Source organism: Streptomyces sp. NPDC005811 (assembly GCF_040630405.1).
Taxonomy (GTDB): Bacteria; Actinomycetota; Actinomycetes; order Streptomycetales; family Streptomycetaceae; genus Streptomyces.
The window spans coordinates 20,216-33,429 of the sequence record NZ_JBEXXK010000086.1 but is presented as its reverse complement, the minus strand read 5'-3'; the positions used below and the strand labels follow the sequence as shown (position 1 = coordinate 33,429).

1 protein-coding gene is annotated in these 13,214 nt (G+C 74.6%); it reads left to right on the top strand.

Annotated features, from left to right (window positions below; all coding sequences use genetic code 11):
- The first annotated feature begins 9 nt into the window (after positions 1-9).
- Positions 10-13,068 carry a type I polyketide synthase gene (locus ABZ490_RS48995; protein ID WP_359006427.1) on the top strand — a complete coding sequence of 4,353 codons (13,059 nt, stop codon included), beginning with the start codon at positions 10-12 and terminating at the stop codon, positions 13,066-13,068.
- Positions 13,069-13,214 lie beyond the last annotated feature (146 nt).

Sequence of the window (13,214 nt, the reverse complement as noted above, 5' to 3'; positions counted from 1 at the left end):
GCGGGTGGTCTGTCGTTGGAGGATGGTGCGCGGGTGGTGGCGTTGCGGTCGCGGGCGATCCGGGCGATCGCGGGCCGTGGTGGCATGGTCTCGGTTCCGCTGCCGCTGGATGAGGTGGAGGAGCTGCTGGCCGGCTGGGAGGGCCGGATCGATGTGGCTGCGGTGAATGGTCCGGGTTCGGTGGTGGTGGCCGGTGACGCGGACGCGCTGGATGAGCTGATGGCGCACTGCGAGGCACACGAGATCCGGGCGCGTCGTATTCCGGTGGATTACGCCTCGCACACCCGGCACGTGGAGGCCATCGAGGCCGAGCTGGCGGACGTGCTCGCGGCCGTCGAGCCGCGCTCCGGTGAGGTGCCGTTCTTCTCGACCACCGAGGCGGAGGTCGTCGACACGGTCCGGCTGGACGGGGGGTACTGGTACCGGAACCTGCGCCGGCGGGTGCGTTTCGCGGACGCGGTCGAGGCGCTGGTGGAGCAGGGTTACGGCGCGTTCGTCGAGGTCAGTTCCCACCCGGTCCTGGGCATGGCCGTCCAGGAGGCCGCTCCCGACGCGGTCGTGACGGGGACTTTGCGCCGGGACAAGGGCGACGCCCACCGTTTCCTGACCTCCCTCGCCGAGGCGTGGGTGCGGGGTGTCCCGGTGGACTGGACGGCGGTCCTGGCCGGTCACGGCGCCCGTGCGGTCGCGCTGCCGACCTACGCCTTCCAGCACCGCCCCTTCTGGTTCGAGCCCGATACTCCGCAGCTCGTCGCCGCGGCCGGAGGTGTCCAGGACCCGGCGGACGCCGAGTTCTGGGCGGCTGTCGAGGAGCAGGACGTCGAAGCCCTGACCGGTGTGCTGGATGTCGCCGAGGACGCGGGGCAGGAGGCGCTGGCCCAGGCGCTGCCCGTGCTGTCGGCCTGGCGACGGGGCCGCCGTGCCGCGTCCACCCTCGACTCCTGGCGCTACCGTGTCGCCTGGCGGCCGACCGCCGAGCCCACCTCCGCGGCCCTGGACGGGACCTGGCTGGTCGTCATCCCCGCCAGCCACGCGGGCACCGAACTCGTACAGGTCTGTCTGGAAGGGCTCGCCTCGCACGGGGCCCAGACCGTGCCGCTGTTCGTCGACTCCTCCGACACCGACCGCGAGCGGCTGGCCGCCCTGCTGACCGAGACGGCCCAGCACAGCGGTGTGCACCCGACCCAGTTCGGCGGGGTGCTCTCGTTCCTCGGGCTCGATGAGCACCCGTACCCCGCACAGCCCGGACTCGCGGCCGGCCTGGTCGCCGGGCTGGCCCTGATCCAGGCGTGCGGCGACACCGGCGTACGTGCCCCGCTGTGGCTGGCCACCAGCGGAGCCGTCACCACGGGCGACAGCGACCCGATGCGCAACCCCGTGCAGAACGGCACCTGGGGCATGGGCCGGGTCGCGGCCCTGGAACATCCCGAGTTCTGGGGTGGCCTCGTCGACCTTCCCGAGAAGCCCGACGAGCGGACCGCCGCCCGGCTGTGCGGCGTCCTCGCCGAATCCGGCGCCGAGGACCAGGTGGCCATCCGCCGGACCGGCATCCTGATCCGCCGACTGGCCCGTGTCCCCGCAGGCGCCACGGGTGACGGCCATCGCGGCTGGACCTCGCGCGACACCGCCCTGATCACCGGCGGCACCGGCGGCCTCGGCGGGCACACGGCCCGCTGGCTCGCCCGCAACGGCACCGAGCACCTCGTCCTGGTCAGCCGACGCGGCGCGGACGCACCGGGCGCCACCGAACTGGAGGCCGAGCTGCGCGCCCTGGGCGCCCGCGTCACCATCGCCGCCTGCGACATCGCCGACCGGGACGCCCTGGCCGCGCTCGTCGAGCGGGTCGAGGCCGACGGGCCGCCCATCCGCACCGTCGTGCACACCGCCGGCGTCGGCATCCTCATCCCGCTGGCCACCACCACGCTCCAGGAATTCGCGGACGGCGCCGAGGCCAAGCTGTCGGGTGTCGCGCATCTGGACGACCTCTTCTCCGACGACCGGCTCGACGCGTTCGTCGTCTTCTCCTCCGTCGCCGGTGTCTGGGGCAGCGGCGACCACGGCGCGTACGCGGCGGCCAACGCCTACGCCGACGCGGTCGCCGAGCACAGGCGGGCCCGCGGTCTGGCCGGTACCTCGATCGCCTGGGGCATCTGGAGCGACGAGGGCGGCGGCATGGCCCTCGAGATCGTGCAGGAGCAACTGCGCTGGCGCGGCATCCCCTTCATGGATCCGGCCCTCGCGGTCACGGGCATGCAGCAGGTGCTGGACCGTGACGAGTGCTTCGTCGCCGTCGCCGACATCGACTGGGAGCGCTTCGTCCCCGTCTTCACCGCCGCCCGCCCCCGGCCCCTGCTCACCGAGGTGCCCGAGGTCGCCGAGATCCTGCGCGCCGAGGAGGATCGCCACGGGTCGGACGCGTCGGCTCCGGCGAGTTCCGGTCTCGTCGACCGGCTACGGGGCCTGGCCTCCGACGAACAGCAGCAGGCCGTACTGGACCTGGTGCGCGCCCAGGTCGCCGGAGTGCTCGGGCACGGCAGCCCGAACAGCGTCGAAGTGGGCCGTGCCTTCCGGGAGTTGGGCTTCGACTCGCTGACCTCCGTCGAGCTGCGCAATCGCCTGAACGCCGCCACCGGTCTGCGTCTCCCGGTCACCGTGATCTTCGACCGGCCCACGGTCACCGCGCTGGCCCGCCACGTGCGCGAGGAACTGCTGGGAGACTCCGCGGCCCTTCCCGCGCCCGTCCTTTCCGCGACCCCGGACCGCGGGCCGGCCGCGGACGACGACCCCGTCGTCATCGTCTCGATGAGCTGCCGCTACCCCGGTGGCGCCGACAGCCCCGAGGAGCTGTGGCGGATCCTCGCCGAGGGCCGCGACGTCATCGACGCCTTCCCCGACGACCGTGCCTGGGACCTGGAAGCCCTCTACGACCCGGACCCGGACGTCGAGGGCACCTGCTACACCCGCGAGGGCGGCTTCGTCCACGACGCGGCCGACTTCGACCCCGGCTTCTTCGGCATCTCGCCGCGCGAGGCCGTCGCCATGGACCCGCAGCAGCGCCTGCTGCTGGAGACCTCCTGGGAGGTGCTGGAACGGGCCGGGCTCGTCCCCGAGGAACTGCGCGGCACCCCGGTCGGTGTGTTCGTGGGCGCCGCCAACCAGGGCTTCGGCGGCCTGGACAACCTGCCCGAGGGCGTCGAAGGGCACATCGTCACCGGCAGCGCCACCAGCGTGCTGTCCGGCCGCGTCGCCTACACCCTCGGCCTCGAAGGCAGCGCGGTGACCATCGACACCGCATGTTCCTCGTCGCTGGTGGCTCTGCACATGGCTGTGCAGGCGCTGCGCTCCGGCGAGTGCTCGATGGCCCTCGCGGGCGGCGTCGCCGTGATGGTCGAGCCCATCGGGTTCATCGGATTCGCCCGCACCCGGGGCGTCGCCAAGGACGGTCGCTCGAAGGCGTTCGCCAAGGCCGCCGACGGCATGGGCCTCGCCGAGGGCGCGGGCATGGTGCTCCTGGAGCGCCTCTCGGATGCCCGCCGCCACGGGCATCCCGTGCTGGCGGTGATCCGCTCCACCGCCCTCAACCAGGACGGCGCGAGCAACGGGCTCAGCGCCCCCAGCGGCCCCGCCCAGCAGCAGGTGATCCGGGCGGCCCTCGCCAAGGCAGGGATCTCCGCGGCGGACGTGGACGCGGTGGAGGCGCACGGCACGGGGACGACGCTGGGTGACCCGATCGAGGCGCAGGCGCTGCTGGCGACGTACGGCCAGGGCAGGGATCCGGAACGGCCCCTGTGGCTGGGCTCGTTGAAGTCCAACATCGGCCACACGCAGGCCGCCTCCGGCGTCGGCGGTGTGATGAAGATGGTGCTGGCGTTGCAGCACGGGCTCCTTCCGCCGACGCTGCACGTCGACGAGCCGACTCCGCACGTCGACTGGTCGGCGGGAGCGGTGTCGCTGCTCACGGAGGCCGTGGAGTGGCCGCAGGCCGACGGCCGTCCGCGCCGTGCCGGCGTGTCGTCCTTCGGAGTGAGCGGCACCAACGCGCATGTGGTGTTGGAGGAGGCTCCGGTTCTACCGGAGGCCGAGTCGGGCCGTGCGGGTGCGGACACGTCACCGGTGTTGGTGGCTGATGGTGTGGTGCCGTGGATGGTGTCGGGTCGTGGTGGCGAGGGGCTGGCGGGTCAGGCCGGGCGCCTGGCGTCGGTCGTCGGTGAATTGCGGCCGGTGGATGTGGCGTGGTCGTTGGCGGCGACGCGTACAGCGTTCGAGAATCGGGCCGTGGTCCTGGGCGGTGAGTCCGCTGAACTCGCGTCCGGGCTGGACGTGGTGGCTGCTGGCGGCGTAGCGGGCTCCAGTGTGGTGCGGGGTGCGGTGACGGGTGCTGCTGACCGGGTGGTGTTCGTGTTCCCGGGGCAGGGGGCCCAGTGGGTCGGCATGGGCCGGGAGTTGTGGGATGCCTCGCCGGTGTTCGCGGCGTCGATGGAGGCGTGCGGGCACGCCTTGGCTCCGCATGTGGGGTGGTCGCTGAGTGAGGTCGTGCGGGGTGCGGCCGAGCTGGTGGATGTGGATGTGGTGCAGCCGGTGTCGTGGGCGGTCATGGTGTCGCTCGCGGCGGTCTGGCGTGCCTGCGGTGTTCAGCCGAGCGTGGTGATGGGGCACTCGCAGGGAGAGATCGCTGCTGCGGTGGTGGCGGGTGGTCTGTCGCTGGAGGACGGTGCGCGGGTGGTGGCGCTGCGGTCGCGGGCGATCCGGGCGATCGCCGGCCGCGGCGGCATGGTCTCCGTCCCCCTTCCCCTGTCGGACGTCGAGGAGCTGCTGACCGGGTGGTCGGGGCGGATCGATGTGGCGGCGGTGAACGGCCCGGCTTCGGTGGTCGTGGCCGGTGACGCGGACGCGTTGGACGAGCTGATGGCGCACTGCGAGAGCAGTGACGTACGGGCTCGTCGCGTCCCCGTGGACTACGCCTCCCACACCTGGCACGTCGAGGCCATCGAGGACGAGTTGGCCCGGGTGTTGGCGGCTGTGGAGCCGCGTTCCGGTCAGGTGCCGTTCTTCTCCACGACCGAGGCGGAGGTGGTCGACACGGCTCTGCTGGATGGTGGTTACTGGTATCGGAACCTGCGTCAGCGGGTGCGTTTCGCGGACGCCGTCCAGGGGCTGGTGGATCAGGGGTACGGGGCGTTCGTCGAGGTCAGTTCGCATCCGGTGCTGGGGATGGCGGTCCAGGAGGCCGCGCCGGACGCGGTCGTGGTGGGCACTCTGCGTCGTGACAAGGGCGACGCCCACCGGCTGCTGACCTCCCTGGCCGAGGCATGGGTACGCGGTATCCCTGTCGACTGGACGGCCGTACTTGCCGCACAGGACGCCCGGACGGTCCCGCTGCCGACCTACGCCTTCCAACACCGGCGCTACTGGCTGGAGAGGACGGCTCCCGTGGCGGTTTCGGTCTCGGGGCAGGACGCGGTGGACGCCCGTTTCTGGGAGGCCGTCGAGCGGGAGGACCTGGAAGCGCTGGCGGAGACGTTGCGCGTGTCCGACAGTGAGGCGCTGGCCGGTGTCCTTCCCGCGTTGTCGGGGTGGCGTCGGGAGCAGGCGGCGCGGTCGGCGGTGGATGGCTGGCGGTACAAGGTGGTCTGGAAGCCGGTCGGCCGGGACGTCCGGGACGCGGCCCTGACCGACGTCTGGCTGCTCGTCGTCCCGCAGGGACACCAGGACATCGCACTTGTCACCGCCCTCTCCGAGGGGCTGGCCGCCCACGGCGCCGCGGTGACCACCCTGGAGGTGGCCGCCGGTGTCGCCCGGGAGCAGCTCACCGCACTGCTCGGTACCGTCGTGAGCGACGACGGCAGTGCCCGTCCGGCCGGTGTGCTGTCCCTGCTGGCGCTGGACGAGTCGCCGTACGCACCGGGCAGCGCCCTGGACAACGGGCTTGCCCTCAACACCGCCCTGGTGCAGGCGCTCGGCGACGCGGGTGTGGCCGCGCCGCTGTGGATCGCCACCCGGGGCGCGGTGTCCACGGGCCGTGCCGACCGGCCCGCCTCGCCCGTCCAGGCGCAGGCCTGGGGGCTCGGCCGGATCGCCGCTCTGGAGTATCCGCAGCGCTTCGGCGGGCTGGTGGACCTGCCGCCGGAGCTGGACGACCGTGCCCTCGGCCGGTTGGTCGCCGCCCTGTCCGGCGCCGCCGAGGAGGACCAGGTGGCCGTACGGGGCTCCGGGCTGTTCACCCGGCGGCTGGAGCGGGCGTTTACGCGGCCCGACGCCGTGTCCACCGTCTGGGAGCCGAGCGGCACCGTGCTGGTGACCGGGGGCACCGGGGGCGTCGGGGCTCACGTCGCCCGCTGGCTGGCCCGTAACGGCGCCGGTCATCTGCTGCTGGCCGGACGCCGGGGCCCGGACACGCCCGGCGCGGCCGAGCTGGAGGCCGAGCTGACCGCACTCGGCGCCCGCGTCACGCTCGCCGCGTGCGACGCCGCCGACCGGGACGGACTGGCCGCGCTGCTGGCCGCCGTACCCGAGGACCAGCCGCTCACCGCGGTCGTGCACGCGGCCGGGGTGCTCGACGACGGAGTGCTGGACGGCCTCACCCCCGAGCGCGCGGAGACCGTGCTGCGGCCCAAGGTGGCGGCCGCACGGCATCTGCACGAGCTGACCCGGGACCTGGGACTGGACGCGTTCGTGCTGTTCTCCTCGCTCGCCGGCACCCTCGGCGGCCCCGGGCAGGGCAGTTACGCCGCGGCCAACGCCTTCCTCGACGCGCTCGCCCGGCAGCGGCACGCCGACGGGCTGCCCGCCACGTCGGTCGCCTGGGGCGCCTGGGGCGGCGGCGGTCTGGCCTCCGGTGAGACCGGTGAGCGGCTGGCCCGCTCCGGTATGCCCGCCATGGACCCGGAGCAGGCCCTGACCGGGCTTCGGCAGGCCGTGTCCGCAGGGGAACCCGTGCTGGCCCTGGCCGACGTACGGTGGGAGAAGTACGCGTTCGTCCACTCCGACCGCGCCCCGCGGGTCCTCGCCGACCTCCCCGAGGTACGGGGCGCCCTCGCGGCGCGGACCGTGCCCAGGGCGGAGGATGGTGACGGCAACGCGCTCACGGCGCGCCTCGCGGGCCTTCCGTACGACGAGCAACGGCGCGAACTCCTTGCGCTGGTGCGGACCCTGGCCGCCGCGGCGCTCGGTTACTCCGGCGCCGACCAGGTCGACGAGGAGCGGGCCTTCCGCGACCTCGGCTTCGACTCGCTCACCGCGGTGGCCCTGCGCAACACCATCGCCGAGAGCACCGGCCTGCGGCTGCCGGTCACCCTGGTCTTCGACCACCCGACCGCCGTCGCGCTCGCCGCGAAACTGCACGCCGACCTGTTCGGCGCCGCCGCCCCGGTCGGCCCGGTGGCGGCCGTTGCGCCCCGGCCGGCTCCGACGGACGACGACCCGGTGGTGATCGTGTCGATGGGCTGCCGCTACCCCGGCGGGGTGGACGGCCCGGAGGAGCTGTGGAGGCTGCTCGCGCGGGGCGGCGACGCCGTGTCCTCCTTCCCGGACGACCGTGGCTGGGACCTCAAGGGCGCCTTCGACCCCGACCCGGACCGTCCGGGCACCTTCTACGCCCGCGGCGGCGGATTCCTGTACGACGCGCACCACTTCGACCCGGAGTTCTTCGGGATGAGCCCGCGCGAGGCGCTGGCCGTGGACCCGCAGCAGAGGCTGCTGCTCGAGACGTCGTGGGAGGCGTTCGAGCGGGCCGGTATCGACCCCAGGACCGTGCGCGGCAGCAGCACCGGGGTGTTCGTCGGCTCCAACTACCACGACTACGGCTCCCGGTTGCAGCACGCCCCGAAGGACTTCGAGGGCTATCTGGCCACCGGCAGCGCCGGCAGCGTGGCCTCGGGACGGATCTCGTACACCTTCGGTCTGGAGGGTCCGGCCGTCACCGTCGACACCGCGTGCTCCTCGTCCCTGGTGGCCCTGCACATGGCCGCCCAGGCGCTGCGCGCCGGTGAGTGCACCATGGCGCTGGCCGGCGGGGTCACGGTGATCTCCTCGCTGGACACCTTCATCGAGTTCAGCCGGCAGCGCGCGCTGTCCGCGGACGGCCGCTGCAAGGCGTTCTCCGACGACGCCGACGGCGCGGGCTGGGCCGAGGGCGTGGGCGTCGTGCTGCTGGAGCGGCTCTCCGACGCCCGCCGCAACGGTCACCCCGTCCTCGCGGTGCTCGCCGGTTCGGCGGTCAACCAGGACGGCGCCAGCAATGGCCTCACCGCGCCGAGCGGTCCCGCGCAGCAGCGCGTCATCCGGCAGGCCCTGGCCGCCGCCGGGCTCGCCCCGGCCGATGTGGACGCCGTCGAGTCGCACGGCACCGGCACCCTGCTCGGCGACCCGATCGAGGCGCAGGCCCTGATGGCGACGTACGGCCAGGACCGGCCGCAGGACCGGCCGCTGCTGCTGGGCGCCCTGAAGTCGAACATCGGGCACACGCAGGCCGCCGCCGGTGTCGGCGGTGTGATCAAGATGGTGCTGGCGATGCGGCACGGGGTGCTGCCGCGCACCCTGCACGCCGAGCGTCCGTCGACCCGGATCGACTGGACCGAGGGGGCGGTGTCGCTGCTGACGGAGGCCGTCGCGTGGCCGGAGGCCGGGGGGCGTCCGCGCCGGGCCGGTGTGTCGGCGTTCGGCATCAGCGGCACCAACGCCCATGTGATCCTGGAGCAGGCACCCGCCGAACACCCGCGGCAGTCCGCCGGGGACGCGCAGCCGGCGGGAAGCGTGCCGGCGCGCGCTTCGGCCGCCGAGGGCGGCCCGTCGGCGGAGGGGACGCCCGTCCCCGCGGGCTCCGGCGGTGTCGTCGTCCCCTGGGTGCTCTCCGGCCGTGGCGCCGACGCCCTGCGCGCCCAGGCCGTCCGGCTCCTCGCCCATCTGGAGGACCCGCAACGCCCGGACGCCGCCGCGCCCGTCGACCTCGCGCACTCGCTCGCCCTCGGCCGGGCCGGATTCGACCACCGGGCAGCCGTCATCGGCCGCGATCGGGATGAACTCATCTCCGCGGTAAGGGCGCTGGCGGAGGACCGGGAGGCTCCGGGGCTGGTGCGCGGAGTGCGGCGCCGTGAGGGGCGCACCGCGTTCCTCTTCAGCGGTCAGGGAAGCCAGCGCCCGGGCATGGGCCGTGATCTGTACGCCGCCCACCCCGTGTTCGCCGACGCCCTCGACGCCGTCTGCGCCGAACTCGACCGCGAACTCGAACGGCCCCTGAAGGAGGTGCTGTTCGCCCCGGCCGGTACGCCCGACGCCGAGCTGCTGGACCGCACCGCCTACACCCAGGCCGGGCTGTTCGCCCTGGAAGTGGCCCAGTTCCGGCTGCTGGAGCACTGGGGGCTGCGACCCGACCTCGTCGTAGGCCACTCCATCGGCGAGCTGGCCGCCGCCCACGTCGCCGGTGTGTTCGACCTCGCCGACGCCTGCCGTCTGGTCGCCGCCCGCGGCCGACTGATGCAGCAACTGCCCGACGGCGGCGCCATGCTGGCCGTACAGGCGGGCGAGGCGGAGGTCGCGCGGGCCCTGCGGACCTACGCGGACCGGGTGTCCCTCGCCGCCGTGAACGGACCGGCCTCCGCGGTCGTCTCCGGCGACGAGGAGGCCGTGGAGGAACTCGCCCGGGCCTGGCGCGAGGCCGGCCTGCGCACCAAGCGGCTGACCGTGTCGCACGCCTTCCACTCGCCGCGGATGGAACCGATGCAGGCCCGCTTCGCGGCCGTCGCCCGCGAGACGACGTATGCGCCCCCGGGCGTTCCCGTCGTCTGTGACCTCACCGGCGAACTCGCCGACTCCGGACAGCTGGAGGACGCCGACTACTGGGTCCGCCATGTGCGCGGAACGGTCCGCTGGGCCGACGCCGTCGCGACCCTGGAGCGGCAGGGCGTGACCGCCTACCTCGAACTGGGCCCCGACGCGGTGCTCACCGCCATGACCCGGGACTGTCTCGCCGACCCGCAGGCCGCCGTCGTCACCCCGCTGCTGCGCCGCGACCGGCCCGAGGAGACCGCGGTCACGACCGCCCTCGCCACCCTCCATGTGCACGGCGCGGGCCCCGACTGGGCCGCGTTCTTCGCCGGCCGGCCGGTGCGCCGGGCCGATCTGCCGACGTACGCCTTCCAGCGGGCCCGGTACTGGCTCGACGCCGATCCCGGCGTGCCGGACCTCGCCGCCGCGGGACTCTCCGCGGGCGAGCATCCGCTGCTCGTGGCGGGCACGGCCCTGGCGGGCGGCGACGGCTACCTGCTCACCGGACGGCTGTCGCTCAGCAGTCACCCCTGGCTCGCCGACCACGCGGTCTCCGGCACCGCCATCCTGCCCGGCACCGCCTTCCTGGAGCTGGCGCTGCTGGCGGCGGACCGGGTCGGCTGTGCCGTCGTCGACGAACTCACCCTGGAGGCGCCGCTCGTGCTGCCCGAACAGGGCGCCGTCCACCTCCAGGTCACCGTCGGCGAGGCCGGCGAGCAGGGAGGGCGCGGGGTGACCGTGCACTCCCGGCCGGACGACGCGGCGGACGACGAGCCCTGGACCCGTCACGCGCTCGGACAGCTCGGTGCCACGGCGGAGCCGGTGGACGGCGTCCCGCTCGGGCCGTGGCCGCCGCAGGGCGCCGAGGAGATCCCGGTGGAGGGGATCTACGACCGCTTCGCCGCAGCCGGCTTCGGCTACGGACCCGCGTTCCAGGGGCTGACCGCCGCCTGGAGGCTCGGCGAGGAGGTGTACGCCGAGGTCGAACCGTCGGCCGAGGTCGCCGCCGACGCCGGTGGGTACGGGCTGCACCCGGCCCTGCTGGACGCCGCCCTCCAGACCGTCGGCCTGACCCCCGGCGCCGCCTCCGGAACCGCGGTCATGCCGTTCAGCTGGACCGGCGTACGGCTGCACGCGCCGGGAGCGGGCGCCCTGCGGGTGCGTCTCGTCCCGGCCGGTCCCGACACGGTGGCGCTGACCGTCACGGATCCCGCCGGCGGACCCGTCGCCACGGTGAGCGGACTGACCCTGCGTCCGCTGCCGGCCGGGCAGCCCGGGGACGCGCGTGCCGCCGCCCGCCATCTCCATGAGCTGGAGTGGGTGACGCCGGCCGCCGCCCCCGCCCGCGCCGCCACCTCCCCGGGCTTCGCCGTGCTGGGCGGCGACGGCGATCCCACCCTCCGGGAGGCCCTGACGGCCGCCGGGGTCTCCGCCGCGGCCCACCCCGACCTGGACGACCTCGCCCGCGCCGTCGCCACGGGCCACCTTCCGGTGCCCGGGACGGTGCTGGCCGCCGTGCCCGGCCTCGGTGACGACGAGGGCGGCCTGCCGGCCGGAACCGAGCCGGCCGTCGCGGTGCGCCGGACGACCGGCCGGGTGCTGCGGCTGCTCCAGGGCTGGCTCGCCGACGACACCTTCAACGCCACCCGGCTGGTGCTCGTCACCCGGCATGCCGTGACCGTGCACGACGGCGACCGGGCGCCCGACCCGGTGGCGGCGGCCGTATGGGGTCTGGTGCGCACCGCGCAGACCGAGAACCCGGAACGGTTCCTGCTCCTCGACTGGGACGGTGCCCAGGAGTCGTACCGGGCGCTGCCCGCCGCGGCCCGTCACGAGGAACCGCAGATCACCCTGCGCAAGGGCGAGTCGCGGGTGCCGAGGCTGGTCCGCGCCCGGCCGGCCCCGACGGCGGACGGCGACACCGTCACGCTGCTCGACCCGGACGGCACGGTCCTGGTCACCGGAGCCACCGGCGCGCTCGGCGGCCTCGTCGCCCGGCACCTGGCCGACCGGCACGGTGCCCGGCACCTGCTGCTCGTCGGCCGCCGCGGCCCCGCCGCACCCGGCGCCCGGGAACTCCTCGACGACCTGACCGCGCTCGGTGCCCGGCCCGAACTCGTCGCCTGCGACACCTCCGACCGGGAGGCGCTGGCCGCGCTGCTCGCCACGATCCCCGCGGACCGTCCGCTGACCGCCGTGGTGCACACCGCGGGCGTCCTCGACGACGGCGTCATCGGCTCCCTCACCCCGGAGCGGCTCGACACCGTGCTCGCCGCCAAGGTGGACACCGCGCTGCATCTGCACGAGCTGACCCGCGACAGCGGGCTGCGCGCCTTCGTGCTCTACTCCTCCCTGGCCGGTGTCCTCGGCGGCTCGGGGCAGGGCAACTACGCGGCGGCCAACGCCTTCCTCGACGCGTTCGCCCGGCAGCGGCGCGCCCACGGCCTGCCCGCCCAGTCACTGGCCTGGGGCCTGTGGGAGGAGCGGTCGGCCATGACGGGCAAGCTGGACCGGGCCGACCTGGTGCGGATGGCGCGCGGCGGAGTCGTCCCGATGCCGTCCGAGGAGGCCCTCGCCCTCTTCGACGCCGCCGTGGCCACCGACCGGGCCGTCCTGGTCCCGGCCCGCTTCGACACGGCCGGGCTGCGTACGCCAGACGGGGAGGTCCCGGCCCTGCTGCGGTCCCTCGTCAAGCCCGCCCCCGGCCGTCGCGCGGCCGCCGCCTCCGACGGGGCCGCGCCCGCCGAGCGGCTGCGGCGCAGGCTCGCGGACCTGGACGCCGAGGCGCGCCTCGCGCTGCTGGCGGACCTCGTCCGCGACCACGCGGCGGCCGTCCTCGGCTACGCAGACTCCGAGGCGGTGGACCCCGAACGCGGCTTCCTGGAGATGGGCTTCGACTCGCTCACCGCCGTCGAGCTGCGCAACCGGCTCACCACCGCCACCGGGCTCAGGCTGCCGGCCACCCTGCTGTTCGACTACCCGACGCCCCTCGGGCTGGCCCGTCATCTGCGGGCCGAGACCGCGCCGGGCGCCGCGGCGGCCGTCCAGCCGATGCTGGCGGAACTCGACCGGCTGGAGGGCGCGTTGGCGGAGATCGCCGGTGACGAGAAGGTGCGTACCGCGCTGGCCGACCGGATGCGCGGGCTGCTGTCCACCCTGGACACGATCGCACCCGCCGCAGCCGTGGGGACGTCCCTGGCGGACGGCCCCGGTGGGTCCCCGCAGACGGCGGTGGAGGAGCGTCTCGACGCGGCCAGCGACGACGACCTCTTCGACTTCATCGACCAGCAGTTCGGATCCGCCTGACGGGAGGCCGACGGCGCCCGAGGTCCCGGCGGCCCCTTCCGGCGCCCGACGGGGCATCGGGCGCCGCCCGAGATGTAGGGCTTCACCTAATAGATACCGGGATCGGCGGATGTGAGCCGGTGTTCGGTGAATGGTTGGGCAGGGGC